Annotated in this window: 26 protein-coding genes; 14 read left to right on the forward strand and 12 right to left on the reverse strand. The window is 72.2% G+C overall.

All coding sequences use genetic code 11. From position 1 onward, the window contains the following. Window positions 1-7 precede the first annotated feature (7 nt). Window positions 8-1,213, forward strand: coding sequence for a PP2C family protein-serine/threonine phosphatase (locus tag G3I54_RS02555; RefSeq protein ID WP_164610624.1), 1,206 nt, complete (start codon window positions 8-10; stop codon window positions 1,211-1,213). Here G3I54_RS02555 and G3I54_RS02560 read toward each other — a convergent pair. After that, window positions 1,192-1,593 carry a helix-turn-helix domain-containing protein gene (locus G3I54_RS02560; protein ID WP_164610626.1) on the reverse strand — a complete coding sequence of 134 codons (402 nt, stop codon included), beginning with the start codon at window positions 1,591-1,593 and terminating at the stop codon, window positions 1,192-1,194. The two genes, G3I54_RS02555 and G3I54_RS02560, sit on opposite strands and share 22 nt — an antisense overlap. A 143-nt stretch (window positions 1,594-1,736) precedes the next feature. Here G3I54_RS02560 and G3I54_RS02565 point away from each other — a divergent pair, with 143 nt between their 5' ends. Further along, entirely contained in the window at window positions 1,737-2,147 is a 411-nt protein-coding gene (locus tag G3I54_RS02565) for a RidA family protein (RefSeq protein ID WP_164610628.1), read from the forward strand. Between the two features lie 16 nt (window positions 2,148-2,163). Here the strand turns inward: G3I54_RS02565 and G3I54_RS02570 are convergent, their stop codons facing one another. The 5 genes from G3I54_RS02570 to G3I54_RS02590 all read right to left on the reverse strand — a co-directional run bounded on the left by G3I54_RS02570 (window position 2,164) and on the right by G3I54_RS02590 (window position 7,022). Then, window positions 2,164-2,619: an ATP-binding protein gene (locus G3I54_RS02570; protein WP_164610822.1), complete on the reverse strand. Its 456-nt coding sequence runs from the start codon at window positions 2,617-2,619 to the stop codon at window positions 2,164-2,166. 96 nt (window positions 2,620-2,715) lie between these two features. Continuing rightward, entirely contained in the window at window positions 2,716-3,159 is a 444-nt protein-coding gene (locus tag G3I54_RS02575) for a response regulator (protein ID WP_030089012.1), read from the reverse strand. Further along, window positions 3,156-4,784 (reverse strand): sensor histidine kinase, encoded by a 1,629-nt coding sequence (locus G3I54_RS02580; RefSeq protein ID WP_164610630.1) that lies wholly within the window; start codon window positions 4,782-4,784, stop codon window positions 3,156-3,158. Before G3I54_RS02580 ends, G3I54_RS02575 begins: the two co-directional genes overlap by 4 nt. Further along, complete coding sequence (locus G3I54_RS02585; RefSeq protein WP_164610824.1) at window positions 4,774-6,009, reverse strand: SpoIIE family protein phosphatase; 1,236 nt, start codon at window positions 6,007-6,009, stop codon at window positions 4,774-4,776. Before G3I54_RS02585 ends, G3I54_RS02580 begins: the two co-directional genes overlap by 11 nt. A gap of 116 nt (window positions 6,010-6,125) precedes the next feature. Continuing rightward, entirely contained in the window at window positions 6,126-7,022 is an 897-nt protein-coding gene (locus G3I54_RS02590; RefSeq protein WP_164610632.1) for an RNA polymerase sigma factor SigF, read from the reverse strand. 245 nt (window positions 7,023-7,267) lie between these two features. On the opposite strand from G3I54_RS02590, the gene G3I54_RS02595 reads away from it, so the two are divergent. Together G3I54_RS02595 and G3I54_RS02600 are read left to right on the forward strand one after the other, a co-directional pair. Continuing rightward, on the forward strand, window positions 7,268-8,752 hold the full coding sequence (locus tag G3I54_RS02595; RefSeq protein WP_137228205.1) for an SDR family NAD(P)-dependent oxidoreductase: 1,485 nt from the start codon (window positions 7,268-7,270) through the stop codon (window positions 8,750-8,752). A 361-nt stretch (window positions 8,753-9,113) separates the two neighbouring features. After that, complete coding sequence (locus tag G3I54_RS02600; RefSeq protein WP_164610478.1) at window positions 9,114-9,290, forward strand: hypothetical protein; 177 nt, start codon at window positions 9,114-9,116, stop codon at window positions 9,288-9,290. A 14-nt stretch (window positions 9,291-9,304) separates the two neighbouring features. Here the strand turns inward: G3I54_RS02600 and G3I54_RS02605 are convergent, their stop codons facing one another. The 3 genes from G3I54_RS02605 to G3I54_RS02615 are packed head-to-tail and all read right to left on the reverse strand — an operon-like array spanning window position 9,305 to window position 12,148. Further along, a complete protein-coding gene (locus tag G3I54_RS02605) occupies window positions 9,305-10,756 on the reverse strand; it encodes a lipase maturation factor family protein (protein ID WP_164610634.1) in 1,452 nt (483 codons plus the stop codon). Between the two features lie 22 nt (window positions 10,757-10,778). Then, the gene (locus G3I54_RS02610; protein WP_164610636.1) at window positions 10,779-11,291 is read right to left on the reverse strand and encodes a DUF1990 domain-containing protein; all 513 of its coding nucleotides are present in this window, start codon (window positions 11,289-11,291) and stop codon (window positions 10,779-10,781) included. Continuing rightward, entirely contained in the window at window positions 11,288-12,148 is an 861-nt protein-coding gene (locus G3I54_RS02615) for a YndJ family protein (RefSeq protein ID WP_164610638.1), read from the reverse strand. Before G3I54_RS02615 ends, G3I54_RS02610 begins: the two co-directional genes overlap by 4 nt. Window positions 12,149-12,317: 169 nt before the next feature. On the opposite strand from G3I54_RS02615, the gene G3I54_RS02620 reads away from it, so the two are divergent. From G3I54_RS02620 to G3I54_RS02635, 4 genes are all read left to right on the forward strand, one after another. Next, entirely contained in the window at window positions 12,318-13,424 is a 1,107-nt protein-coding gene (locus tag G3I54_RS02620; protein WP_164610640.1) for a DUF6777 domain-containing protein, read from the forward strand. A gap of 56 nt (window positions 13,425-13,480) precedes the next feature. Next, window positions 13,481-15,544 carry a SpoIIE family protein phosphatase gene (locus tag G3I54_RS02625; protein WP_164610642.1) on the forward strand — a complete coding sequence of 688 codons (2,064 nt, stop codon included), beginning with the start codon at window positions 13,481-13,483 and terminating at the stop codon, window positions 15,542-15,544. 123 nt (window positions 15,545-15,667) lie between these two features. Then, window positions 15,668-17,032 carry a wax ester/triacylglycerol synthase family O-acyltransferase gene (locus tag G3I54_RS02630; RefSeq protein WP_164610644.1) on the forward strand — a complete coding sequence of 455 codons (1,365 nt, stop codon included), beginning with the start codon at window positions 15,668-15,670 and terminating at the stop codon, window positions 17,030-17,032. Between the two features lie 36 nt (window positions 17,033-17,068). Further along, on the forward strand, window positions 17,069-17,929 hold the full coding sequence (locus tag G3I54_RS02635; RefSeq protein WP_164610646.1) for an Fpg/Nei family DNA glycosylase: 861 nt from the start codon (window positions 17,069-17,071) through the stop codon (window positions 17,927-17,929). A gap of 39 nt (window positions 17,930-17,968) precedes the next feature. On the opposite strand, the gene G3I54_RS02640 is transcribed toward G3I54_RS02635, so the two are convergent. Next, window positions 17,969-18,604: a zf-HC2 domain-containing protein gene (locus G3I54_RS02640; RefSeq protein ID WP_164610648.1), complete on the reverse strand. Its 636-nt coding sequence runs from the start codon at window positions 18,602-18,604 to the stop codon at window positions 17,969-17,971. A 71-nt stretch (window positions 18,605-18,675) separates the two neighbouring features. On the opposite strand from G3I54_RS02640, the gene G3I54_RS02645 reads away from it, so the two are divergent. From G3I54_RS02645 to G3I54_RS02660, 4 genes are all read left to right on the forward strand, one after another. Continuing rightward, a complete protein-coding gene (locus G3I54_RS02645) occupies window positions 18,676-19,428 on the forward strand; it encodes a LytTR family DNA-binding domain-containing protein (RefSeq protein ID WP_032786187.1) in 753 nt (250 codons plus the stop codon). A gap of 86 nt (window positions 19,429-19,514) precedes the next feature. Next, window positions 19,515-19,877 carry a hypothetical protein gene (locus G3I54_RS02650; protein WP_030622898.1) on the forward strand — a complete coding sequence of 121 codons (363 nt, stop codon included), beginning with the start codon at window positions 19,515-19,517 and terminating at the stop codon, window positions 19,875-19,877. Beyond that, on the forward strand, window positions 19,874-21,376 hold the full coding sequence (locus G3I54_RS02655; protein ID WP_164610650.1) for a cation acetate symporter: 1,503 nt from the start codon (window positions 19,874-19,876) through the stop codon (window positions 21,374-21,376). The genes G3I54_RS02650 and G3I54_RS02655 overlap by 4 nt, the downstream gene beginning before the upstream one ends. Then, window positions 21,373-22,563 (forward strand): histidine kinase, encoded by a 1,191-nt coding sequence (locus G3I54_RS02660; protein ID WP_164610652.1) that lies wholly within the window; start codon window positions 21,373-21,375, stop codon window positions 22,561-22,563. The genes G3I54_RS02655 and G3I54_RS02660 overlap by 4 nt, the downstream gene beginning before the upstream one ends. An 18-nt stretch (window positions 22,564-22,581) precedes the next feature. On the opposite strand, the gene G3I54_RS02665 is transcribed toward G3I54_RS02660, so the two are convergent. Continuing rightward, on the reverse strand, window positions 22,582-23,097 hold the full coding sequence (locus G3I54_RS02665) for a hypothetical protein (protein WP_164610654.1): 516 nt from the start codon (window positions 23,095-23,097) through the stop codon (window positions 22,582-22,584). Window positions 23,098-23,209: 112 nt separating this feature from the next. Between G3I54_RS02665 and G3I54_RS02670 the strand changes: the two genes are divergently transcribed. Next, window positions 23,210-23,407, forward strand: coding sequence for a zf-HC2 domain-containing protein (locus G3I54_RS02670; RefSeq protein ID WP_164610656.1), 198 nt, complete (start codon window positions 23,210-23,212; stop codon window positions 23,405-23,407). Here G3I54_RS02670 and G3I54_RS02675 read toward each other — a convergent pair. Further along, window positions 23,341-23,913, reverse strand: a complete 573-nt coding sequence (locus G3I54_RS02675) for a sigma-70 family RNA polymerase sigma factor (RefSeq protein ID WP_164610658.1) — start codon at window positions 23,911-23,913, stop codon at window positions 23,341-23,343. The two genes, G3I54_RS02670 and G3I54_RS02675, sit on opposite strands and share 67 nt — an antisense overlap. Before the next feature lie 267 nt (window positions 23,914-24,180). On the opposite strand from G3I54_RS02675, the gene G3I54_RS02680 reads away from it, so the two are divergent. Further along, complete coding sequence (locus G3I54_RS02680; RefSeq protein WP_164610660.1) at window positions 24,181-25,440, forward strand: CapA family protein; 1,260 nt, start codon at window positions 24,181-24,183, stop codon at window positions 25,438-25,440.

Consider the following 25,440-nt stretch of genomic DNA (forward strand, 5'->3'; position numbering starts at 1 on the left):
AGAGACCGTGAACAGAAGAACGGACATCGAGGCCGCCGTACGGGCCGCCGCGCCGCACGCCCTGCTGGCCACCCTGCGCACCAAGCTCTGCAGCGTCTACGGGGCGCTCGCGGTGGAGCTCCACCTCGCCGACTACGGCCTGCGGGTCCTCAAATCACTGGACCGGCCGGAGGGCGAGAACGAGCCGCTCTCCCTGCACAACAGCCCCGAGGGCCGGGCGTTCGGCAGCCAGGAGCCCCGCGAACAGCAGGTCCGGCACGACGACGCCGTCGACCACCACCTGCCCGTGACCGTACGCGGCGAACGGCTCGGCATCCTCACCGTCCGGCTGCCCCAGGCCCTGTCCACCCCGGAGCTGGTCGGCGAGCTGACCCACATGGCCGACCTGCTGGGCCACGAGATCCTGGTCGCCGAACGGGACACCGACCTCTACCAGCGCGCCCGGCGCACCACCCGGCTCACCCTCGCCGCCGAGATGCAGTGGCAGCTGCTGCCCGCCCGCGCCTGCACCGCCGCCGAGTTCGCGATCGGGGCCCAGCTGGAGCCCGCGTACGCCATCCACGGCGACAACTTCGACTGGGCGGCCGACGCCGACGAACTGACCGTCGCGGTCACCAACGGCATGGGCGAGGGCATACAGGCCTCCCTCCTCACCAATCTCGCCGTCAACGCCCTGCGCAACGCCCGCCGGGCCGGCATCGGCATCGCGGACCAGGCGGCCCTCGCCGACCAGGCCCTCTACGACCAGCACCGCGGCGCCTCCCATGTCTCCACCCTGCTGCTCCGCTTCGAGCTGGCGACCGGGCGGGTCGGCGTCGTCGACGCGGGTTCGCCGCAGCTGTGGATCCAGCGCGGCCGCACGGTCCGCCGCGTGGAGCTGGAGGCGCAGCTGCCGCTCGGCATGTTCGAGGAGTCGCGGTACGCGGTCCAGGAGTTCCATGTGGAGCCCGGCGACCGGCTGCTGCTGTTCAGCGACGGCGTGTACGACGCGGTGTCCCCGCTCGGCGAGACGTACGGCGAACGCATGCTGGCCCGCGCCATCCAGTCGACGCGGCTGCTGCCGGCCGCCACCGTCCCGCGCGCGATGCTCGGCGAACTGGCCGAGTACCGGGGCACGGAGACGCCCGACGACGCGCTGGTGCTCTGTCTGGACTGGTTCGGCCGACAGGAGGGCCCGCAGGACCGGGAAGGTCAGGAAGTCCGGGAAGGCTGAGGCGCGTCGAAGGCGCGGCGGGAGGCCTCGATGTGCGTGATGTGCTCATGGGTCCAGTCGCACATCACATGGACCGTCCGGCGCAGCCCCTGCCCCGGCTCGGTGAGGGTGTACTCGACCCGTGGGGGCACGGTGGGGTGCACACGGCGCTCGACGAGTCCGTAGCGCTCCAGCATCCGCAGGTTCTGGGTGAGCATCTTGTGGCTGATGCCCTCGACCGAGCCCCGCAGCTCGGTGAAGCGGAGGGTGCCCTCGCCCAGGGCTTCGATGATCAACAGCGCCCACTTGTTGGCGACGTCGGAGAAGATCTCCCGCGCCAGCGAGTCCGCGCGCCGCAGATCCGCGTCCTCCGGCGAGCCGCTGAACTGCTTGGTCACCATCAGGTTCCCCCGTCACCGAAAAGTGCGTTCTTCCATGTCAGCCAACACTCTCCTACGGTTCCTGAGTAACCACAAGTGACCGGAGAACGGCCGGTCCGGTGGAGAATCGGGGGCAAGGCCCCCGGAACGAGGAGGCGGACAGTATGGCCATCACCCTGGTGAACCCGAGCGGACTGCCGGAGATCGGCGCCTACAAGCAGGTCTCGGTCGCGACCGGAACGAAGCTGGTCTTCATCGCCGGACAGGTCGCCTGGGACGCGGAGGGCGCCACCGTCGGCGCGGGCGACCTCGCCGCGCAGGTCGAGCAGTGTTACGTCAACGTCGGCACGGCCCTCGCCGCGGTCGGCGGCACCTTCGACGACCTGGCGAAGCTGACCGTGTACGTCGTGGGCTGGACGCCCGAGAAGATGCCCCGGTTCATGGAAGGCGTGGCCCGGGCCGCCGCGCGCCTGGGCACCACGCCCGTACCGCCCGGCACCCTGGTGGGCGTCGCGGCCCTGGACGTGCCCGAGCACCTGGTGGAGGTCGAGGCCACCGCCGTGCTCGACGCCTGAGGAGGCCTCGGCGGGCTCAGGTGCTGAGCTGGAACTCCGCCCGGATCCGCTTGCCCACCGGCACCCGCTCGGCCGTGAGCCGGTCGCACAGGGCCACGACGATCTCCATGCCGTGCCCGCCGAGGCGGGACGGGTCGGGGGCGTACAGCACGGGCATCGCGGTGCTGCTGTCGTACACCGTGACGCTGATCAGCTGCGCGTTGCCCTCCAGCTCCAGGAGGTAGGGGCCGTGGCTGTAGCGGTCGGCGTTGGTGACCAGCTCGCTCACGGCCAGCATCAGGTCGCTGCGCGTGTGTTCGCCGATCCGGGCGAGGCACTCCACGGCGAGCCTCGTCAGGAATCGGTCGGCGAGCGCACGGGCCAGCGCGATACAGCCCGGCTCGCCGTCGAAGACCTCGGCGCTGAGCAGTACCTCGGCGGCAGCCAGCCCCTGACCCGGGTCTTCCGGTGGGGAGGTGACCTGTTCGTTCATGTGCTCCAGCCAGGGCGCCGAGTTGAGGTCGCAGACCTTTTCCGCCATTCGTCTACCCCTGGCGAAGGATCCCACTCCAGGAGATCCGGACCGATCCTACGCACGTCCGGGCAGCCGCACCACGGTCACGAAGAACTCGTCGATCTGGCGCACCGCCGCGATGAACTGATCAAGGTCCACCGGCTTCGTCACGTACGCGTTGGCGTGCAGTTTGTAGCTGCGCAGGATGTCCTCCTCGGCCGAGGACGTGGTGAGCACGACCACGGGGATGAGGGAGAGCTCGGGGTCGCCCTTGATCTGCTCCAGCACCTGCCGGCCGTCGTACTTCGGCAGGTTCAGATCCAGCAGTACCAGGTCGGGGCGGGGCGCCTCGGTGTACTCGCCCCGCCGGTAGAGGAAGTCCAGCGCCTCCTGGCCGTCGCGCACCACGTGCAGGGTGTTGCGGATCTTGTTGTCCTCGAAGGCCTCACGGGTCATCAGCTCGTCGCCGGGGTCGTCCTCGACGAGCAGGACCTCGATGGGTTGGACAGGGGTGTTCACGAAGGATCTCCCGGCTGGCTGGTGAGCACGGCGGGAGCGAGCAGCTCCGCCGTGGTGTGCGTGGGCGCCTCGGGCGCCACGGGCAGGGTGAAGTGGATGAGGGTGCCTTCGCCCGGTTCGGGCTCCAGCCAGATCCGGCCACCGTGGAACTCGATGATCTTGCGGCAGAGCGCCAGGCCGATGCCCGTGCCCTCGTACGCGTCACGGGCGTGCAGCCGCTGGAAGATGACGAACACCTTGTCCGCGAACTCGGGCGCGATCCCGATTCCGTTGTCGGACACGGTCAGATGCCAGTCCTCGCCCTCGCGTACGCAGTCGATCGAGATCCGGCACGGGACGTCCTCCCGGCGGAACTTCACCGCGTTGCCGACGAGGTTCTGCCAGACCATCGAGAGCGCGGTCGCGTCACCGAGCAGTTCGGGCAGCGACTCCGGCCGCTCGATCACCGTCCCCGACTCCTCGATCGCGAGGTTCAGATTGGCCAGGGCGCGGTCCAGGGCCTGGTCCAGATCGACCGGCTTCCAGCTCTCCTGCACCCGGCCCACCCGCGAGAACGTCAGCAGGTCGTTGATCAGGACCTGCATCCGCTTGGCGCCGTCCACCGCGAAGGCGATGTACTGCTTGCCCCGCTCGTCGAGCTCGTCGCCGTACCGCTTCTCCAGCAGCTGACAGAAGGAGGCGACCTTGCGCAGCGGCTCCTGGAGGTCGTGCGAGGCGACGTACGCGAACTGCTCCAGCTCCGAATTGGAGCGGCGCAGCTCCTCCGTCTGCTCCGCGAGCAGGGCCTCGCGGTCCTGCGCCTCGGCCAGTTCGTCGGCCAGCCGCCGCCGCATCTCCTCCACCGCCCGGGCCACGGCCTGGACGTCGGAAGGACCCTTGATCTCGATCCGGGTGCCGAAGGCCCCGGACCTGACCCGGTCGGACGCGCCGCGCAGCCGGTTCAGCGGGACGCCCACCACCCGGTGGAACAGCAGGCTCAGCGCCACCACGGTCAGGACGAAGACGGCGACCAGCGCGATCAGCACCCGGTCGCGGGTGGTGCGCGCCGAGCCGAGGTCGGCCCGTGCCTGGTCGCGGGCCTCGGCGAGATGCCCCTGCTGGTCGCCGTACGCCTGCCGCAGCTGGTCGAAGTCCGCCTTGCTGCGCTGCAACTGCGCCCCGGTGGCGGCCTCGCTCGGCCCCAGCTCCCGGACCGTCCGGATCAGCGGCTCGGCCTTGCTCCGCCGCCACTGCCGCGCCGCGGCGGCGATGGTGTCGAGATCGTCGGCGTACCGGTTGTCCGTGCCGACCAGACGGCGGACCTGCGCGAGGCGCTCCTGCTCGGCCGCCTTGCCCGCCTCGTAGGGTTCGAGGAAGGAGTCGTCGCCGGTCAGCGCGAACCCCCTGACGCCGGTCTCCTGGTCGAGCAGGGCGTTCTGGAGCTGGAAGGACGCCGATCTGGCGGGCTGGATACGGTCCACCAGCTCGGTCGTACGGTCGGAGATCCGGGACATCACGAGCCCGCCGATCACCAAGCAGCCGCAGACCACCACGATGAAGCCGCCGAGCAGGAGATGGACCCAGTTCTGCACCGACAGCCGTGCGGCGAAGCCGCTGGGCGCCGGATCCCTTGTGTCACCGCTCATCGGATTCCGCTCCCCAGCCCAGATGCAGAACGGCCACATCGTCCGCGAGGCCGCCGTAGGGCGCGGCCCCCTCGGCGGCCCCCGCCACCAGGGCGTCGACGAACGCACGGGCCGGCAGATGCCCGTTGGCCCGTGCCATCGCGAGCAGCCCGTCCTCCCCGAGGCGGCTGTCCGGTCCGTCGCGCCCCTCGAAGAGCCCGTCCGTGAAGAGCACGACACCCGCGCCGGGCGTCAGCGGGATGTCGACCGTCGGCCACCGGCCGGCCCCGGGCAGCAGCCCGAGCGCCATCCCGCCCTCGGGCTCCACCCAGGTCACGTCCGTGCCCTGACGCAGCAGCAGGCCGGGGTGACCGGCCCGCAGGATCTGGGCGTGCCGTCGGTCGGGCGGGAACGCCAGCGAGGTGACGGTGGCGAACACATGCGAGTCCGAGCGCTCGGCGACCAGGATCTCCTCCAGCAGGGCTATCTGCTCGGGGTGGGACGTACCGCACAGCACGGCGGTACGCCAGGCCACCCGCAGACACACGCCGAGCGCGGCCTCGGCGGCGCCGTGCCCGGAGACATCGCCGATCACCGCGTGCACCGTGCCGTCCGAGGTCTGCACGACGTCGTAGAAGTCACCGCTCAGCAGCCCGTGGACCCGTCCCGGCTCGTAGCGGGCGCGGGCCCGGAAACGGTCGTCCCGCAGCAGGGGGACGGGCAGCAGTCCGCGCTCCAGCCGGGCGTTCTCCTGGGCGGTCAGCCGATTGGCGCGCAGTGCGGCCGTGGCCCGTTCCACTTCCTTGCGCTGGAGGGCGTAGCGGATCGCGCGCGCCAGCACCTCGGGGTCCAGGAGGCCCTTGACCAGGTAGTCCTGGGCGCCGCCGGCGACCGCGCGGAGCCCGGTGCCGGACTCCTGCAGACCGGTGAGGACGACGATCGCGGCCTCGCTGTCGGACTCCAGTATCTGGCGCACGGCGTCCAGGCCGTGGACGTCGGGAAGGTGCAGATCGAGGAGTACGCACACCGGGGTGGTGGACGCGTGCAGGAAGGCCCGCGCCTCGGCGAGGGTCTTGCACCAGGTGAGGGCGGAGTCCAGCTCGCTGTCGGTGAGCATCTCCTCGACGAGCAGCGCGTCGCCCGCGTCGTCCTCCACGAGCAGGATCGACGCGTTGAGGTTCCACAGCGGAGTCTCGGCGGGTTGCGCCGTGCCGACCTGCTGGGAGGGAATTCCGGAGATGCCCACAGGACCCGGCGATGTGCCCACGGGCGACTCGGTCAACCCTCCACCCCCTCGTACGACGGCGCGGCTCGTCCGGCCTGGTCGTCAGGAAGCATAGGCGAGTGACGGAGGCCGCAGGCTCACGCCTCGACGCTCATCCCCTTGCGCAGCTGCTGGACGATCCTGCTGAGCAGCCGCGACACATGCATCTGGGACACACCCAGCTCCGCGCCGATCTGCGACTGCGTCATCTCCGCCCCGAACCGCATCTGCACGATCCGGCGCTCCCGGTCGTCGAGCTGGTCCAGCAGCGGAGCCAGGGTGTGCAGGTTCTCGACGGTCTCCATGGCCGGATCCGTCTCGCCGAGGACATCGGCGTACGCCCGCTGCTCCTGCCCGGAGTCACTGTCCGCGGACGGGGTGTCGAGCGAACCGGCCGAGTAGCCGTTGGCCGCCACGAGCCCCTCGATGATCTCCTCCTCGGGGAGGTCGAGGTGGGCGGCGAGCTCCTTGACGGTGGGGTCGCGGTCGAGCTCGGCGGAGAGCTGCTCCTTGGCCTTGGCGAGGTCCACGCGCAGCTCCTGGAGCCGCCGCGGCACATGCACCGACCAGGTGGTGTCGCGGAAGAACCGCTTGATCTCCCCGACGATGTAGGGCACGGCGAAGGTGGCGAACTCGACCTCGCGGGACAGGTCGAACCGGTCGATCGCCTTGATCAGGCCGATCGTGCCGACCTGGATGATGTCCTCGGTGTCGTCGCCGCCCCGGTTGCGGAACCGCGACGCGGCGAAGCGCACCAGGGAGAGGTTCATCTCGATCAGGGTGTTGCGGGCGTACTGGTGCTCGTGGGTGCCCTCCTCCAGGACCTGGAGCCGGTCGAAGAAGATCTTCGACAGGGCCCGTGCGTCCTGCGGGGCGATCTTTCCGGCGTCCTCGACCCAGGGCAGCTCTCCGGTGACGTCCGCCGTCCGCGCACCGGTCCGGTCGTCGCCCAGCGGCGTCGTCGCTCCGGTGGCTCGCACTGACATCGCCGTCATGGTGTCACCCTCCCTGCTGCCCAATGTGTCGGACGGTCGCCTGCCCGGTGCCCGCGAAGTCATGCCTCCTTCTTCCGCTTTCTTTCCGCATTCTTTTCCGACGGCCCCTCCCGCGCCCCTCCGCCGTAGGTCGCTCGTACACCGCTCGAACGGAGCAGTGGCCCGCGCATGGCAAACTTGGGCGGGGTGTGTTTCGGCCTGCGGTGATCCACGATCCGCGGCGAGAAGATGACAGAGGAACGGCAATGACGGTGACAGAGGACAGCCCGGAGCTCGCTCCCGGAATCGAGGAGTTCGGTCCCGGTATCGACCCGGAGCGGCTGGCCGTCTGCCTGAGCGTGCTCGACGAACTGGACCGGATCGAGGTGGACCACCCGGACGCCATCGCCGTCCGCCGGGCCACCGCCGGGATCTACCGCACGGTGAAGCAGCGCCGCCGCCAGGAGCGCCGCGCCGCGAAGACCGCCCACGACCGGGCCGTCACCGAGGCCACGGCGACCGGATCGGCCGAGCGCATCGACGACGAGACGCAGGGCGTGCTGCCCTCCTCCTCCGCCCAGGCCGAGATCGCGGGCATCCTCCAGCGGCCCCGTTCCTGCTACATCTGCAAGACGCGGTACGTCGAGGTCGACGCGTTCTACCACCAGCTCTGTCAGTCGTGCGCCAAGGAGAACCGCTCCCGTCGCGACGCCCGTACCGACCTGACCGGGCGCCGGGCGCTGCTCACCGGCGGCCGGGCGAAGATCGGTATGTACATCGCGCTGCGGCTGCTGCGCGACGGCGCGCACACCACGATCACCACCCGCTTCCCCAACGACGCGATCCGCCGCTTCAAGGCGATGGAGGACAGCGACGAGTGGATCCACCGGCTGAAGATCGTCGGCATCGACCTCCGCGACCCGGCCCAGGTCGTCGCGCTGGCCGACTCGGTCGCGGCCGAGGGTCCGCTGGACATCCTGATCAACAACGCGGCCCAGACCGTCCGCCGCTCACCCGGTGCGTACAGCGAGCTGGTCAACGCGGAGTCGGCCCCGCTGCCCGCCGGTGAGCTGCCCGCCGCCGAGGTCATCGGCACCTTCGGCAGCGGCACGGTCGACCGGGTGGCCGCGCTGCCCGCCGCCCGCAAGGAGAACCTGAGCGCCCAGGAGGTCACGGACCTCGCCCTGGTCACCGGATCCGCCTCGCCGGCCCGGATCGCCGCGGGCACCGCGATCGACGCGGGCGGCCTCGTCCCGGACCTGCACGACACCAACAGCTGGGTCCAGACGGTCGAGGACGTCGAGCCGATCGAGCTGCTCGAAGTCCAGCTCTGCAACTCCACCGCGCCGTTCATCCTGATCAGCCGGCTGCGCCCGGCGATGGCCGCCACCGCCGCGAAACACGCGTACGTCGTCAACGTCTCGGCGATGGAGGGCGTCTTCAGCCGCGGCTACAAGGGCGCGGGCCACCCGCACACGAATATGGCCAAGGCCGCGCTCAACATGCTGACGCGCACCAGCGCCCAGGAGATGTTCGAGAAGGACAACATCCTGATGACGGCCGTGGACACCGGCTGGATCACCGACGAGCGTCCGCACCCGGACAAGATGCGCCTCGCCGAGGAGGGCTTCCACGCGCCCCTCGACCTGGTCGACGGCGCGGCCCGGGTCTACGACCCGATCGTGCGCGGCGAGAGCGGCGAGGCCCTCTACGGCTGCTTCCTCAAGGACTACGCCCCCGCGAACTGGTAGCCCGAACGGCTCAACCGGACCGGCGGACTCCGCGCGGCGACCGAAAACCCGGCCCAGGATGATTCCTGGGCCGGGTTTTTGCCGTGATCAGTGGCCGAAAGTGACCTACCGCACACGTTCTATCGAGCGCGGCGGCGCTCATTTGGTTACGCTGAGGCGAACGGACGTCATCGAGGGGCCCACGAAGGTTCCTCGACCGTCCTGGGACACGGTCGGTAACCCGGCCGCTGTTCCGCCCCGAACCGGCGCCACCGCGACCGACACATATCACCATCCCTGCCCCGCACAGGGCGGTCGCGCTCCGGCATCGGTGCCGGAGCGTCGGCGACGCCCTGGGTGACGCGACACAGAGGAGTGCGCGGTGACGACACCGGAACTGACCGAACGCGAAATGCGCCCCGCCGAACGCAACGCGGGGCGGCCCGGCCGCCCCGAGAAGCTGCGGAACATCGAGGTCTGGGCCAGGTCCGCCCCGATCCGGCTCGCCGGATACGAGGACGACCTCGCCGAGCCGCACATCCTGCCCGGCATCGACTGACCCCCGAGGATCGCCTAGGGCCTGCGGCCCGTCCCCCCGCCCTCCCGCTCCGGCGGCAGCGGCCGGGAGACGGGCCGCAGGAATTCCCGGACGTAGGTGCGGCGCCACCAGCATCGGGTGGCCCGCAGCTCCCGGAGCCCGGTGAACCGGTAGCGGTACACCCGGGCGCGCATCTGCCGGGGAGGTCCGTCGGGGAACGGGTTGTGGCCGAGCAGCCGGAGCGTGTCCCGGTCGCCGTCCAGCAGCCGATCGGTGAACGGCCCGAACCAGGAGCGCGCGTACGCGGGGGAGAGCGCCGCGAACCACATCATCCAGTCGAGCCGCAGATGGTACGGGGCGAACAGGCGTGGCATCCGGCGCGGATCGCCCGGCTTGCCGCGGAAGCCGTACTCCCGCCACTCGGCGCCCTCGTGCCCCACCGGATCGGCGCTGCCCTCCACCACGACCTCCAGCCGCATCCGGCTGATGGAGCCGAACGCGCCATAGGTGTTGACCAGGTGCAGCGGATCGTAGGACCGGTTCATCGCCTGCCCGCGCGAGAGCAGATTGCGCGCCGGGCGGTAGCTGAGCACCAGCACCAGGACGGTCACCGCGAAGACCACCACCTCGTACCAGAGGGGCGGTGCGACCTGGGCCGGCGGCGGACCGGCCAGCGGAGTCCAGTCGATCGCGGAGAGCGCCAGCGCGATGGTGAGCCAGTTCAGCCAGGCGAAGTTCCCCGACAGGACGAGCCAGAGCTGGGTGAGGACCATCAGCCCGGCGGCCGCGCTCGCCACCGGCTGCGGGGTGAATAGCAGGAAGGGCACCAGCAGCTGGGTGACATGGTTGGCGGCCGCCTCGATCCGGTGCACGGGCCTGGGCAGATGGTGGAAGAACCAGCTCAGCGGCCCCGGCATCGGCTGGGTCTCGTGGTGGAAGTCCAGGCACGTCAGCTCGCGCCAGCACGCGTCCCCGCGCATCTTGATCAGCCCCGCGCCGAACTCCACGCGGAACAGCAGCCACCGCAGCAGCCACAGCACCAGCACCGGCGCGGCGGTGTCCCCGGTGCCGAGGAAGACCGCCAGGAACCCCGTCTCCAGCAGCAGCGACTCCCAGCCGAATCCGTACCAGACCTGCCCCACCTGGACGATCGACAGATACAGCAGCCACGGCAGCGCCCAGAGCAGCATGCCGCCCCAGAGCGGCAGAGAGCCGTCGAGACCGGCGATCAGCGCGACGGAGACGGCGCAGCCGCCCCAGGCGACGGCGGCGAAGAAGCGGTCCGAGTAGTGCAGCCGGAAGAGCCCGGGAGCGGCCCGCCAGGGCGTGCGCCGCAGCAGTTCGGGGACGGGCAGCATGCCGCGCTCGCCGATCAGCGCCCGGAACTGGAGCGCGGCGGAGAGGAAGGCGACCAGATAGACCACGGCCAGCGCCCGCTGGAAGATCAGCCGGCTCAGCCAGTAGCCGTCCGCGGTGAACCATTCCATCCCTGCCAGTATCGGCCAGGAGTCAGCTCGCGGCGACGATCCGGCGCAGCGTACGGCCGAGCCTGCGCGCGTACCAGAGCTGCACGGGCGGCACCAGCGGTCCGGCGAGCCGGGCGTACCAGGAGGCGGGGCGCGAGAAGGCCAGCACCGTGAACCACACCGTGCCGTCGTCCGCGAGGTCCACCACGAAACACTCCTCGCCGCGCTCCGGATGCCCGGCCAGGGTGCCGTAGCCGAAGCCGGTGCGGCTGTCCTCCCCGTACGCCGTCCAGATCACCTCGCAGGGCGCCGTGAAGCGCAGCGGCCCGAGGCCCAGGGAGACCTGGACGCTGCCGCCGGGCTCCGCGCGCCGGGCCGGGGCCTCCACCCGTGCGCCGGATTCGCGGTGCATCCGCCACTCGGTTATCGCCGCGCCGGCGGCCGCGAAGTCCGCCTCGCCCCGGCCCACCCGGGTGCGGTGGTGGAGGTGGTGGTAGCCCCGGGGGAGCGGGCCGAGGCGGGTCGCGCCGACCTCCGGGTAGGTGAGGGTGCTCATGCTGTCCTGCCTTCGGTGCGGGTGAGTCCATCGGTGCGGTCGGTTCGTTCGGTACGGATGCGGCGCCAGGCCAGCAGCGAGCAGAGCGCGAAGCCCAGCGCGTTGCCCAGGCCATGGGTGGCGGCCATCCAGGTCAGGGTGGGGTGGGGCACCCCGGTCGCCTCGCCGAGCGCCCAGCTCAGCGCGAGCAGCATCGTCGCCACCAGGACGGCGGCGGAGGTGAGGAGCAGAAGCCGGGTCGTCCGGTCCCGGCCTTCGGCGCGCCCCATGCGCCAGGTGAGCAGGCCGACCGTCCACATCCCGGCCGTGAGGACGACGGCCCCGACGAGCTCGGCCCAGTCGCCGATGAAGTAGCCGGCCAGCACGAGCAGGGTGCCGATCGGCACGCTCAGCGCGGCGAAGCGGCCCGCGGGGCCGTCCGCGACCCGGCAGACCAGACCGGCGATCAGAGCGGCGGCGAATCCGGCGAAGTGGAAGTGCGGCACGGTCAGCGCCAGGATGCCGAGGTCGAACCCGAAGAGCTCGTGCCCCGAGCGCTCGGCGACCAGGGCGGTCGCGGCGACGGCCGGGGTGACCAGTGCGGTGAGCAGGGCGATCCCGGCGGGGTCGAGGTCCCGGGCGCGGTTCGCCCGGCGCGGGGCGTGCAGGGCGAGCAGGACGGTGCCCAGCGCGTAGCAGCAGGCGAGCGCCGTGGCCGCCGGGCCGCGCGGCAGCCAGAGGGCGAGGGCGCCCGGTACGGCGAAGAGGGGCCAGAGCCGGCGGATCCGGTCCAGCTCCTGCCGCCCGCAGAGCCGCAGCCCCGCCGGTACGACGACGAGCATGCCCAGCATCACGATGGCGTTGACCAGTGCGGACATGACACCCCCCCCTGCTTTGAACGTGTTCAAGTTCTGGGAGTGAGCGTAGAGGGTTTCTTGAACACGTTCAAGACCGGGTGGCGGCCGGTCGTTCCGCTTGCGGGTCCGTGTCCGGTGCGGCACAGATGGTGACACCCATCCGTTCCCCAGGGACAGGCAGGAGAGCTCTGTGCGCTCACATGGACGTTTCGGGCGTACCGCGCTCGCCGCGCTGTCCGCCGGAGTGCTGTTCGCCGTGGCCGGCTGCGACAACGGCGGAGAACGGACGGCGAAGGGCACCACGGGCACCGCCGAGGCCAAGGACGTCCTCCTCCAGCCGCTCGCGTCCCCGGGCCCGGGTCCGTTCACCGCCTCCACGGCGCGGGCGACGGCCTCCGCTTCCCCCACCGGCGCACCGGACGCCGAACCGACCTCCACCACCCGGACGGTCCATCCGGTCTCCGGCGCCGTCCCCGGGCTCTACGGCGGCGCCCGTTCGGTCGCCGCCTGCGATGTCGAGCAGCAGACCACCCTCCTGACCGACAGCGAGGACAAGGCGCGCGCCTTCGCCGAGGCGGCGGGCATCGAGGCCGTACAGATCCCGGGCTATCTGAAGTCCCTCACCCCGGTCGCCCTGCGCGCCGACGCCCAGGTCACCAACCACGGCTACAGCGCCGGCTCGGCCACCGCCTTCCAGGCCGTGCTCCAGGCGGGTACCGCCGTTCTGGTCGACAGCCGGGGAATGCCCCGCGTCCGCTGCGCCTGCGGCAACCCGCTGGGCCCGCCGGTGGTCGCCGACGGAAAGGTCGCCCACCGCGGCGAGCGCTGGCCCGGCTACGACCCCGCGCGCATCCTGGCGATCGAACCCGGCGTCAAGGCGGCCACCAGCCTGATCATCGTGAACGCCGACGACAACACCTGGATCGAGCGGGCCATGGGCGACAGCGGCGGCCGTGACCGCGCGCCGGACGACCCGCCGCCGTTCGAGCCCGACGCCGACCTGCTCTTCCCGTCGCCCGGGCGGCCCACCGAGTCCGCGCCCCCGGACTCCCCGCCCTCGGACCCGGTCCCCTCCGAGCCGGAGGCGCCGACTGACCCCGGCCCCGGCGAGTCGTCCGACGGCTTCGGCGACCCGCCGCCCGAGGAGCCGTGGGACTACGAGGAGGGCGACCCGGACGTCGCGCCGGAGCCGACCCAGGTCTTCCCCGCCGAGCCGGACGAGCCCGTGGGGCCCGACGGGCCCATCGAGCCGGACGAGCCCATGGAAGCGGGCCTCGGCGACGTGTTCGCCGGCTGACCCGAGCGCCGTGGAACCAGTCGAAGAATCAGACAAATGGTGGCAGAGTGGCCGATATGGATGATCGGGTAGCGGGTGCCCTGTCACTCCCCGACGACTGGCCCGCCCACCCGGACCTCAGCCTCGCCCTGAACCGTATGGGCAGCTTCGACTGGGATCTCGACACCGGCCTCATGCACATGGACCAGCCCGCCCTCGACGTGTTCGACCTGACCGCGGACGAGTATGACGGCCGGCCGGCCTCGCTGTCGCCGCGCGTGCCGACGGACGAGGCCCAGCGCCTGGACGGGATGGTCTCGCACGCCCTGAAGAGCGGCCGCACCAACTACGGCGCGTACTTCCGCATCCAGCGGCGCGACGGCACACTGCGCTGGACCCACACCCAGGGCTTCGTCCGACGGGACGGGACCGGCCGCCCGCGCCGCATCATCGGGATCGTCCGCGACGCCACCCAGGAGCTGGCCGACTCCACCGCCCGGCACGAGCTGGACGAGGAGCGCCGCCAGCGCACCAGCCTGGTCGAGGGCACCACCGCCGCGCTGGCCCACGCCCGTACCGTCAAGGACGTCATCGCCGTCCTCAAGAACTCCCAGGGGCTCGCCCACCTCGGCGCCACCAGCCTCGTCATGGGCCTGCTGGAGTCCGGCCGCATCCACCTCGTGGCCGACGGCCCCGAAGGGGCGTACGTGCCCGGCACCCGGTACACCCGGGTGGACGAGCAGTACCCGATGAGCGAAGTGGTCCGCACGCTGTCCCCGCGCTTCATCGAGTCCGCCGACGACTTCGCCGCCTCCTACCCGATCCTGTGGCCCAACATCAGCCACCTCGGGATCACCTCCGCCGCCTATATGCCGCTGATCGCCCAGGCCCGCCCGATCGGCGCACTCGGCCTCCTCTACCGGGACAAGGCGGGCTTCACCGCCGACGAGCGCAACCTCCTGATGGCGCTCGGCACCTCGATCGCCCAGAGCCTCCAGCGCGCGATGCTCTACGAGCAGGAGCACGACCTCGCCGAGGGCCTCCAGCAGGCGATGCTGCCGCGCCGGATCCCGGCCGTGCCCGGGGCGCAGGTCGCCGTCCGCTACCGTTCGGCCCGCCTCGGCCGCGACATCGGCGGCGACTGGTACGACCTGATCCCGCTGCCCGGCGGCCGGGTCGGCGCCGTCATCGGGGACGTCCAGGGGCACGACACCCACGCCGCCGCCGTCATGGGGCAGCTCAGGATCGTCCTGCGCGCGTACGCCGCCGAGGGGCACAGCCCCGCCACGGTCATGGCGCGCGCCTCCGTCTTCCTCCATGAACTGGACACCGACCGCTTCGCCACCTGCACCTACGCCGAGGTCGACCTCACCACCGGCGTCGTCCAGGTGGTCCGCGCCGGACACGTCGACCCGCTCGTGCGGGACGTGGACGGCAGCTGCCGCAGGCTCCCCTCCGAGGGCGGCCTGCCGCTCGGCCTCTCGGCGGAGTTCGGCCGCCTGGAGTACCCGGTCGGCACGGTCGAGCTGGACCCCGGCCAGACGATGATCCTGTTCACCGACGGCCTCGTCGAGCTGCCGGGCTCCGACCTCGACGAAGGCATGCAGCTGCTCACCACCCTCGTCACCAACGGTCCCCACGACCTGCAGAAACTGGCCGACCAGCTCTGCGACGCCGTCGACGGACGCGGCGGCCAGGACGATGTCGCGGTCCTGCTGCTGCGCCGCCGGGCCGCGCACGCACCGCAGCCGGGCGGCCGGCTCCAGCAGCATGTCGCCCAGAACGACCCCGAGGCGCTGAGCTCGTCCCGGCACATGATCCGGGCCGCGGTGCGGGCCTGGGGGGCGAAGGACCGGGCCGACGAGATCGAGCTCGCGGCCGACGAACTGATCACCAACGCGCTCATGCACACCGACGGCGGCGCCGTCGTGACGATCCGGGTGCTCGCCGGAACCGAGCGACGCCTGCGCGTCGACGTCGAGGACCGCTCCAGCGCGCTGCCCCGGCGACGCGACGCCGGAGAGTCCGGGGTGTCGGGCCGCGGCCTCATGCTGGTCGACCGGCTGGCCGACGTCTGGGGCGTGGAGTCGCGGGGCAGCGGCAAATGCGTCTGGTGCGAGTTCCTCATCCCGGCCCGCTGAACCCCGCACGATGACGTAACAGTACGTAACATGTCTGTGCTTGACCGTAACCGACCGCAAAGGATTGACTGCGGGGCACCGGCCGCACCCGGCCCTGCCGCCTTCGACGACATGAGGCCCCCGTTGGGTACCGAGCTACTCGCCCCGCTCGATCTTGCTTTCTGGCACCTCGAATCGGACGCCCATCCGATGCACCTGGGCGCGCTCGCCGTCTTCGCCCCGGCGCCCGGCGCCGGTCCGGAGCGGATCCTCGACCTGCTCGGGACCCGGGCCGCCGCGATCCCCCGGCTGCGCATGTGCGTACGGGACGTCCTGCTGCCGGTCGGCGGCAAGGCCTGGACGGTGGACAAGGGCTTCGACGTGCACCGGCACGTCGAACGCGTCGTCGTGGCCGACGGCGACTTCATGGCGGAGGCCACCCGGCTGGCCGGCGAACTGATGGAGCGACCGCTCGGGCGGGGCCTGCCGCCCTGGCGGATGTACCTCATCGGCGGAGCGGGCGGCGGGCCCTTCGCCGTCCTGGTCAAGCTGCACCACGCCCTGGCCGACGGAATGCGGGCGGTCGCCATCGGGGCCGGGATCTTCGACGAGATCGCCGCCGTCACCAGCGCCCGCACCGCCTCCCGGGGCCGCCCCGCCGTCCCGCCCCGCTCCTGGCTGCCCGACCCCCGCGAGATGGCGGGCATGGCCCTCGGCCGGATCGGCGAGGTCGGCCGGGCGCTCGGCGTGGGGGCCTCCGTCGTCCGCGCCGGCCGCCTCGACCTGTGGGGCCCGTCCGCCTTCACCGCGCCCTCCAGCGGCACCCGCCGCCTGGCCACCGCCGACCTCGACGCCGGGGATCTCCAGCGGATCCGGCGGGCCGAGGGCGGCACCGCCAACGACATCCTGCTCGCCGTCGTCGCCGGGGCGCTGCGCCGCTGGATGGCCGGGCGCGGCGAGCCGCTGCCCGCCGCCGACCCGCGCGCGCTGGTCCCCGTCTCCCGGCGCCGGCCCGGTGGGGCCGCCTCCGGCAACCGGCTCTCCGCCTATCTGCTCGGCCTTCCGGTGACCGCGGCCGACCCGCGCGAGCGGCTCCGGGCGGTCCGGAGCGCGATGGACCGGAACAAGGCGGCCGGCCCGCTGAAGGGCGCCGGAGCCGTCGCCGTACTCGCCGACCAACTGCCACCGCTGGCCCACCGGTTCGGCGCACCGCTGGCGGCCAACGCGGCCCGCATGCTGTTCGACGTGCTGGTCACCAGCGTGCCGCTGCCCCGCTCCGCGCTCTCGCTGGGCGGCTGCCCGCTGACCGCCCTCTACCCCATGGCGCCGCTGGCCCGGGGCCAGTCCCTGGCGGTCGCCCTGTCCACCTACGGCGGGCGGGTGCATGTGGGCCTGGTGGCCGACGGCAAGGCGCTGCCCGATCTGGAGCGGCTCGCCGAGGCCGTCCAGGAGGAGTTCACGGAGCTGTACGCCGTCGTCACCGGCACGGACCGCACACCGGTGTCCTGACAGGCAGCCGCCGACGGGCTGCGGCAGTCTTGAGCCATGCCCGAACTGCCCGAAGTCGAAGCCCTGCGGGTCTTCCTCGACGACCACCTGGTCGGCAAGGAGATCGCCCGCGTCCTCCCGCTGGCGATCAGCGTCCTGAAGACGTACGACCCGCCGCTCTCCGCCCTGGACGGCCGGACCGTCACCTCGGTCGCCCGGCACGGCAAGTTCCTCGACATCGAAGCGGGCGGGCTCCATCTGTGCACCCACCTCGCCCGGGCCGGCTGGCTCCGCTGGAAGGACTCGTTCCCGGCCGCCCCGCCCCGTCCCGGCAAGGGGCCTCTGGCCCTGCGGCTGGTGACCGCGGACGGCGACGGCTTCGACCTGACCGAGATGGGCACCAAGAAGCGCCTGTCGGTCCACCTCGTCCACGACCCCATGGACGTCCCCGGCATCGCCCGCCTCGGCCCGGACCCGCTCGCCGACGCCTTCGACCGCGAAGCGTTCGCCGCATTGCTCGCCGGGGAGCGCCGCCAGATCAAGGGCGCGCTGCGCGACCAGTCGCTGATCGCGGGCATCGGCAACGCCTACAGCGACGAGATCCTGCACGTCGCGAAGATGTCCCCGTTCAAACGGACCGCCGACCTCGGCGAGGACGACGTCACCCGCCTGTACACCGCGCTGCGCACCACGCTGAAGGATGCCGTGGCCCGCTCCAGCGGGGTGGAGGCCGGGAAGCTCAAGGCCGAGAAGAAGAGCGGGATGCGGGTCCACGGGCGTACCGGAGAGGCCTGCCCGGTCTGCGGGGACACCATCCTGGAGGTCTCCTTCAGCGACTCCTCGCTGCAGTACTGCCCGACGTGCCAGACCGGCGGAAAGCCGCTGGCCGACCGGAGGCTCTCCAAGTTCCTGAAGTGACCGCCCAGGCCCACCGCACCCTCAGCCACACCCCCCGGCTCACCGCGTCACCGTCACCAGCCGCCGCCCGCCCGCCGTCCGCACCTCGAAGTGGTCGATGCCCTCCGGCCGCAGCGCCGCCCCGCCCGACACCTCCACCGGACCCTCGCCCGCGCCCCCGGCCGACCAACTGCCCACCGTCTCCTCGCTGCCGTCCCGGCCCACCGCGACCAGCGCGCACACCCCCACCACCGGAACGCGCGCCACCTCCAGCGCCACCGCCGTCCCCCACTCGCGCCCCGCGGCCGTCACCACCGCCGCCACCCCCGACGCCCCGTCGCTCCCGGACCACCGCTGCACATCCGCCCCGTCCGCCGGGCCGCCCGAGACACCGGCCACCCACGCCGGACCGCTCACCGCCAGCACGACCGCGGCCGCCACCAGCGCCAGCCGCCGCCGACCCGCCCTGCGTCGCGCGGCCGCCACCACAGCCGTCAGGCGCTCCGCGAGGCCCGGCGCCGGAGCCACCGGCGGCCCCGCCACCGCCAGACCGTCCCGCACCCCGGCGAACTCCCGAGCCCGCTCACGGCATCCGGGACAGTCCGCCAGATGCTCCTCGAACCGGAAGGCGTCGGTGCTCCCGAGCACGCCCAGGGCATAGGCCCCCACCCGGATGTGGGGTTCGGTCGTCTGCATGTACTGCGGTACGGGAACAAGCCGCACATCACTCAAGCCATCAGGCCTCGCACCCCCTAAACTCCGGCCTCATGCTGCGCGTACTCGCCGTCGACGACGAACAACCCGCCCTGGAGGAACTCCTCTACCTCCTGCGCGCCGACCCCCGTGTCCGCAGCGCCGAGGGCGCCACCGGCGCCACCGAGGCACTGCGCCGCATCGGCGGTGCGGTGGACGCCGGACCCGACGACCCGTCCGCCATCGACGTGGTCTTCCTCGACATCCACATGGCCGGGCTCACCGGACTCGACGTCGCCCAGCTCCTCGCCGGATTCGCCGCGCCCCCGCTCATCGTCTTCGTCACCGCGCACGAGGGCTTCGCCGTCCACGCCTTCGACCTCAAGGCCGTCGACTACGTCCTCAAACCGGTCCGCCGCGAACGCCTCGCCGAAGCCGTCCGCCGGGTCGCCGAACAGGTGGGGGACCGGTCCGCACCGGTCCACGACAGCGCGGGCGACCAGATCCCGGTCGAGCTCGGCGGCGTCATCCGCTTCATCCCGATCGACGAGATCGCCTACGCCGAGGCGCAAGGGGATTACGCGCGCCTGCACACCGCCGGCGGCAGCCATCTCGTCCGCATCCCGCTCACCACCCTGGAGGAGCGCTGGCGCTCGCGCGGCTTCGTCCGGATCCACCGCCGCCACCTCGTGGCTCTGGGCCGGATCGACGAACTGCGCCTCGACGCGGGCAGCATGAGCGTGCGCATCGGAGAGGCCGAGCTCGCCGTCAGCCGCCGTCACACCCGTGCCCTGCGTGACCTCCTGATGCGCCAGGGCGGCCGCTGACGGAAGCCGTGAGGCCGCCGCTGACCTGGGGCGACCTTCCTCGATCCCTTCCCAGTACCACCCGCCGACGCCTACACTCCGAGCCCATGTCCGCAGAGCCAACGCCCCGGCGCGAGGTGGTCACGGGGGAGCCGCGGCGGGTGCGCCCGCTGCCCCGCTACCGCACCCAGTCGGAGATCGACGAGCAGACCGCCCTCGGCGGCGCCTATGTGCGCTCGCTGATGCGCGGCCAGCTGCGCGCCGGGCTGACCGTCTTCGGCGTGCTCGCCCTCGTCGCGGGCACCCTGCCGCTGCTCTTCGCCGCGCTGAACAGCTCCGCCCTGGTCTGGGCGGTGCTCGGCTTCGCCACCTACCCGCCGCTCACCCTGGCCGCCTGGTGGTACGTCCGCCGGGCCGAGCGCAACGAACGCGACTTCGCCCGGCTGGTGGAGGGCCGCCCCGCCCCGTGAGCACCCCCGACCACATGGCGTCCTGGGTGGCGGTCGCCCTCGTCGTCCTCGCCACTGTCCTCGTCGGCGGCTTCGGCCTGCGCATCTCCCGTACGACCTCCGACTTCTACGTCGCCTCCCGCACCGTGCGGCCCCGTCTCAACGCCGCCGCGATCAGCGGCGAATACCTCTCCGCCGCCTCCTTCCTCGGCGTCGCCGGGCTCGTCCTCGTCCACGGCCCCGACATGCTCTGGTACCCGGTGGGCTACACCGCCGGATATCTGGTGCTCCTGGTCTTCGTCGCCGCACCGCTGCGCCGCTCGGGGGCGTACACCCTGCCGGACTTCGCCGAGGGCCGGCTCGAATCACGGCAGGTCCGCCGCCTGGTCAGCGCGCTCGTCGTCGGCGCGGGCTGGCTCTACCTCGTACCGCAGCTCCAGGGCGCGGGGCTGACGTTGAAGATCCTCACCGGTGCTCCCGGCTGGCTCGGCGACGTCCTCGTCGCCACCGTCGTGACCGCCGCCGTCGCCGCCGGCGGCATGCGCTCCATCACCTTCGTCCAGGTCTTCCAATACTGGCTGAAGCTCACCGCCCTGCTGGTGCCGGCCCTCTTCCTGGTGCTCGCCTGGCAGGGCGACGGCCGGCCCCGGGTCAGCTTCGACGACCAGCTCGCCGTCTTCCGCGCCGACCATCCGCTCTACGCGACGTACGGGCTGATCGTGGCGACCTTCCTCGGCACCATGGGGCTGCCGCATGTCGTCGTCCGCTTCTACACCAGCCCCAACGGCCGCGACGCCCGCCGCACCACCGTCGCCGTCCTCGCCCTGGTCGGCCTCTTCTACCTGCTGCCGCCGATCTATGGCGCGCTCGGCCGGCTCTACACGCCCGAACTGCGGTACGGGGGAGACGCGGACGCCGCCGTCCTGCTGCTGCCCGCCCGGGTCATCGGCGGACTCGGCGGCGACCTTCTCGGCGCGCTGATCGCCGGTGGGGCCTTTGCCGCGTTCCTGTCCACCGCCTCCGGGCTCACCATGGCCGTCGCCGGGGTCATCACCCAGGACGTGCTGCCCTCGCGCGGGGTACGCCACTTCCGGCTCGCCACCGTCCTCGCCATCGCCGTGCCGCTCGCCGGTTCCCTGCTGGTGAGCCGGGTGCCGGTGGCCGACGCGGTGGGCATGGCCTTCGCCGTCTCCGCCTCCTCCTTCTGCCCGCTGCTCGTCCTCGGCATCTGGTGGCGACGGCTCACCCCGCCCGGGGCCGTCGCGGGCCTCCTGCTCGGCGGCGGGTCCGCGCTCCTCGCCGTGGCCATCACCGTCAGCGGAGCCGTACGCCCACCGGGCTGGCCGCATGCCCTGCTCGCCTGGCCCGCCGTCTGGTCCGTCCCCGTGGGGTTCCTCGCGATGATCCTCGTCTCGCTCGCCACACCGGGGCGGATACCTCCGGGCACCAACGCCGCCATGACCCGCTTCCACCTGCCCGAGGCCCTGACGTCGGCGCGCGGCGCGGTGAGGGAGCGATGACCGGGGCCGCCATCGCCGTCCTGGTCGTGCTGGTGGCGCTGCTGCTCGGCACCGGGTTCTGGCTGGGCCGCCGCAGCGCCCGCCCGCTGCGTCCCAGCGACGTCGGCACGCCCGTCGAGCACGCCACGTTCGAGACCCTGCACACCGCGTCGCTGGCCGCCCCGCCGCTGCGGGCCGGGCTCACCGAGGAGAGCGCCCGGCGCGCCGCCCGCAGACTGCGCTCGCTGCTCGGCACCGACGCCCTCTGCCTCACCGACCGGGACCGGGTGCTGGTCTGGGACGGCGCCGGGCAGCACCACGGCAAGGACGTGATGGAGCATCTGAAGGTGCTGCTGGACACCGGCCGGGGCACCGCGTTCGACAGCGGCTGCGCCGATCTGGACTGCCCGCTGCGCTGGGCCGTCGCCGTGCCGCTCACCGTGGAGAACCGGGTCCTGGGTGCGCTCGTCGCCTACGCCCCGCGCGAGTCGGCGGTGCTGGCCCGGGCGGCGGGGGAGGTGGCGCGCTGGGTCTGCGTCCAGCTGGAACTGGCCGAGCTGGACCGCTCCCGCACCCAGCTCATCGAGGCCGAGATCAAGGCCCTGCGGGCGCAGATCTCCCCGCACTTCATCTTCAACTCGCTCGCCGCCATCGCCTCGTTCGTCCGGACCGATCCCGAACAGGCCCGCGAACTGCTGCTGGAATTCGCCGACTTCACCCGCTACTCGTTCCGCCGGCACGGGGAGTTCACCACGCTCGCCGACGAACTGCACTCCATCGACCAGTACTTGGCCCTCGTCCGCGCCCGCTTCGGCGAACGCCTCGCCGTGACCCTCCAGGTCGCGCCCGAGGTGCTGCCGGTCGCGCTGCCGTTCCTGTGCCTCCAGCCGCTGGTGGAGAACGCCGTCAAGCACGGCCTCGAAGGGGCGGTCACCCGCAGCCGGATCACCATCAGCGCCCTGGACGCCGGCTCGGAGGCCGAGGTGGTCATCGAGGACGACGGAACGGGCATGGACCCCGAGCGGCTGCGGCAGATCCTGCGCGGCGAGGGCGGCACATCCACCGGCATCGGGCTGCTCAATGTGGACGAGCGGCTGCGGCAGGTCTACGGCGACGACTACGGACTGGTCATCGAGACCGGGGTCGGGGCGGGCATGAAGATCACGGTGCGGCTGCCCAAGTACCGGGCCGGGGTGCACGGTTCCTGACCTCGCCGGGCGCGGGGCTCAGCACAGGTGGACCGCCAGGTGCCCCAGCGGCAGCCCCAACTGCCAGGCCGGCGTCCAGACCCGGACCTCGCCCTCCTCCGCCGGATCGGCCGACGGCTCCCAGGAGTCGGGGCCGATCGCGTCCAGGTCCGCCGCGAGCAGTTCGGTCTCCTCCAGCCAGCGCCAGGTCTCCCGGGCCAGCGCCAGATCGGGGTCGCCGGGCGCGGCGCACCGCCCCGCCTCCGCCAGCCGCTCGCAGACCCAGCTGCGCCAGGTGCACTCGTACGCCGTGAGCATCCGCAGCTCGTCGACCCGACGTTCGGGCAGGGCCCGGGAGGCGGGGGTGTCCCCGGGGAACGCGCACAGGAACATCGTCAGCGCGAGCGCGTCGCGCCCGGCCCGGAACTCCAGGGTCGACGGTTCCATCAGATCGCCGGTCCGTAACAGCTCGTCGGCGGTGTACTCGGTGGACAGCCAGGCCATCGGTACCTGGAGCCCGTTCCCACCGGTCCCATCCGTATCCTCGGGACGCATCCCGTCTCGCCTCTTTCCTTGCTCGGTACCGGGCTTCACGCAGCATTGAACCGGGGGCGGGCGCCCCGCGTGGGCAGAAGGGGAGGATCGCCCAGGAGATACGAGGCTGCGAATGAGTGCCGACCCCGGCGACGACCCGCATGTGCGCCTGCTGCTGGGCGCGTACGTCCTGGACGCCCTGGACGCCGAGGAGACCTGCCGGGTCGCCCGCCATCTCCAGGGCTGCGACGCCTGCGCCCGGGTCTACGTGGAGGTGGCCGAGGCCTCCGCCCTGCTGGCGCTGCTCCGGGCCGAGGACCTGCGGGAGTAGCCGGGCAGGGTGCGGGAGAGGACCCGCAGGGCGTAGTACGAACGGGACTTGACGGTCCCGGCGGGGATGCCGAGCACCGTGGCCGTCTCCCCGACGCTCAGCCCGCGGAAGTAGATCTGCACCAGCACCGCGCGGTGCTCGGGGCTGAGGGTGCGGACCGCCTCGCGGACGTCCAGGGCGCGCACGGCGCGGTCGGCAGTGTCCAGGGCGTCCGGGGTGCTCTCCAGCACCGTGTCGCTGACCTCGACCGGGCGGGCCTGGCGTGAGCGCCGCGCGTCGATGGCGAGGCGGCGGCCGACGGTGAACAGCCACGGCCGCATCGAGTCGTAGGGCGCGTCGAAGGCCTCGGGATGCTGCCAGGCGCGTACGAGGGTCTCCTGCACCAGGTCCTCGGCCCGCTGCCGGTCCCCGAAGGTCAGGCCGAGGAGGAAGTGGAACAGGGCGGGGCCGTGTTCCCGCTGCATCTCCGCCAGGGTCCGCTCGTCGGTCGTCGTCGTGGTGTTCATGAACGTCCTCTCCCGCCGAGGCCCCTGACGGCCTCGTTGCCGACTGGCGTATCCGAACGCATTCGGCGGCGCGGGAACAGGCGGTGCACCGAGGCGTGCGACGAGCGGTCGCTCAGTGCGGCGAGTGGTGCGGTGAACGGTCGAAGGGCCGTCGGGGTCGGCCGGTACGACCAGTTCAGCTAGGTATGCGGCAATGCTCCTTGCTTATCCGGTATGAAGATCTGTGTAGTCGGATGGTCGTAATCATCCGAACATGGAGTCGAGCAGATGACGCAGCGCATCCGACCGGGCACCGCGGCCGCCATCGCCCTCCTGCTCGCCGCGGCCACCGGCTGCACCGGGCAGCAGCACCCGGCCCCGGCGCCGAGCGGACCGCCCGCCGCCGCCCGGGGCGCGGGCGGCCAGGACGCCGACGGGCCGCGCCCGTTCACACTGCTGGCCGCGGGCGACGTCCTGCCGCACTCCTCCGTCATCGACCAAGCCGCCGCCGACGCGGGCGGAGCCGGTTACGACTTCGCCCCGATGCTGGCGGGCGTCGCCCCGGTCGTCTCCGGCGCGGACCTGGCGTTCTGCCATATGGAGACGGTGTACGGGAAGGAGGGTGGCCCTTACACCGGCTACCCGAGCTTCAAGTCGCCGCCCGAGGTCGCCGCCGCCCTGCGCGCCACCGGGTTCGACTCCTGCTCCACCGCCTCCAACCACACGCTCGACGACGGGGCCGAGGGCGTCTCGCGCACCCTCGGGGCGCTGGACGAGGCGGGCATCCGGCACGCGGGCTCCGCCCGTACGGCCGCCGAGGCCGCCCGGCCCACGATCCTGCCCGCCGGACCTGGCAAGGGCGCGGCCAAGGTCGCCCACCTCGCGTACACCTACGGCACCAACGACATCCCGCTGCCCGCCGGCCGGCCCTGGACGGTCAATGTCACCGACGAGCACAAGATCGTCGAGGAGGCCCGGGCGGCCCGGCGTGCCGGGGCCGATGTCGTCGTCCTCTCCGCCCACTGGGGCACCGAATGGCAGGACGAGCCCGACGCACAGCAGTTGGAGCTGGCCCGGCGGCTCACCGCCTCCGCCGACCGGGGCCGCCCCGACATCGACCTGATCATCGGCACCCACGCCCATGTGCCGCAGGCGTACGAGAAGGTCAACGGCACCTGGGTCGGTCATACACCGGATGGCCGAGAACGGAGAGCCGAAATGAGCGACAGCGGTACATGGGTCGTCTACGGGATGGGTGACCAGATCGCGGGCGACATGATCAACGGCCAGGGCGAGCGTGACCCACGGGGGAACGAGGGCACCATGGCGCGCTTCACCTTCGCGCCACCGGCCAAGGCGGGGGGTCGCTGGATGATCCAGAAGGCTGAGTTCGTGCCCACCTGGTACGAGACGCGCACTGGGCGCACGGTCAACCTGAACGCCGCGATCAAGGCTGGCCGGGACGACCTGACGGCGATCCGCGACCGTATCCGGGATGTGGTGCTGAGCAGGGGCGCGGCCGAGGCCGGTCTCAGGATGGGCGAGTAA

The organism is Streptomyces sp. SID14515, assembly GCF_010548505.1.
Lineage (GTDB): Bacteria > Actinomycetota > Actinomycetes > Streptomycetales > Streptomycetaceae > Streptomyces > Streptomyces caviscabies.

What these genes read in the sequence shown, in the direction of transcription:
- G3I54_RS02650 (WP_030622898.1), top strand. Translation starts at nt 19,515, where the DNA reads ATGTCCGCAGAGCCAACGCCCCGGCGCGAGGTGGTCACGGGGGAGCCG.
- G3I54_RS02645 (WP_032786187.1), top strand. Translation starts at nt 18,676, where the DNA reads ATGCTGCGCGTACTCGCCGTCGACGACGAACAACCCGCCCTGGAGGAA.
- G3I54_RS02590 (WP_164610632.1), bottom strand. Translation starts at nt 7,022, where the DNA reads ATGACGGCGATGTCAGTGCGAGCCACCGGAGCGACGACGCCGCTGGGC.
- G3I54_RS02615 (WP_164610638.1), bottom strand. Translation starts at nt 12,148, where the DNA reads ATGTCCGCACTGGTCAACGCCATCGTGATGCTGGGCATGCTCGTCGTC.
- G3I54_RS02665 (WP_164610654.1), bottom strand. Translation starts at nt 23,097, where the DNA reads ATGCGTCCCGAGGATACGGATGGGACCGGTGGGAACGGGCTCCAGGTA.
- G3I54_RS02595 (WP_137228205.1), top strand. Translation starts at nt 7,268, where the DNA reads ATGACGGTGACAGAGGACAGCCCGGAGCTCGCTCCCGGAATCGAGGAG.
- G3I54_RS02670 (WP_164610656.1), top strand. Translation starts at nt 23,210, where the DNA reads ATGAGTGCCGACCCCGGCGACGACCCGCATGTGCGCCTGCTGCTGGGC.
- G3I54_RS02675 (WP_164610658.1), bottom strand. Translation starts at nt 23,913, where the DNA reads ATGAACACCACGACGACGACCGACGAGCGGACCCTGGCGGAGATGCAG.
- G3I54_RS02560 (WP_164610626.1), bottom strand. Translation starts at nt 1,593, where the DNA reads ATGGTGACCAAGCAGTTCAGCGGCTCGCCGGAGGACGCGGATCTGCGG.
- G3I54_RS02680 (WP_164610660.1), top strand. Translation starts at nt 24,181, where the DNA reads ATGACGCAGCGCATCCGACCGGGCACCGCGGCCGCCATCGCCCTCCTG.
- G3I54_RS02625 (WP_164610642.1), top strand. Translation starts at nt 13,481, where the DNA reads ATGGATGATCGGGTAGCGGGTGCCCTGTCACTCCCCGACGACTGGCCC.
- G3I54_RS02565 (WP_164610628.1), top strand. Translation starts at nt 1,737, where the DNA reads ATGGCCATCACCCTGGTGAACCCGAGCGGACTGCCGGAGATCGGCGCC.
- G3I54_RS02570 (WP_164610822.1), bottom strand. Translation starts at nt 2,619, where the DNA reads ATGAACGAACAGGTCACCTCCCCACCGGAAGACCCGGGTCAGGGGCTG.
- G3I54_RS02605 (WP_164610634.1), bottom strand. Translation starts at nt 10,756, where the DNA reads ATGGAATGGTTCACCGCGGACGGCTACTGGCTGAGCCGGCTGATCTTC.
- G3I54_RS02580 (WP_164610630.1), bottom strand. Translation starts at nt 4,784, where the DNA reads ATGAGCGGTGACACAAGGGATCCGGCGCCCAGCGGCTTCGCCGCACGG.
- G3I54_RS02660 (WP_164610652.1), top strand. Translation starts at nt 21,373, where the DNA reads ATGACCGGGGCCGCCATCGCCGTCCTGGTCGTGCTGGTGGCGCTGCTG.
- G3I54_RS02635 (WP_164610646.1), top strand. Translation starts at nt 17,069, where the DNA reads ATGCCCGAACTGCCCGAAGTCGAAGCCCTGCGGGTCTTCCTCGACGAC.
- G3I54_RS02640 (WP_164610648.1), bottom strand. Translation starts at nt 18,604, where the DNA reads ATGCAGACGACCGAACCCCACATCCGGGTGGGGGCCTATGCCCTGGGC.
- G3I54_RS02610 (WP_164610636.1), bottom strand. Translation starts at nt 11,291, where the DNA reads ATGAGCACCCTCACCTACCCGGAGGTCGGCGCGACCCGCCTCGGCCCG.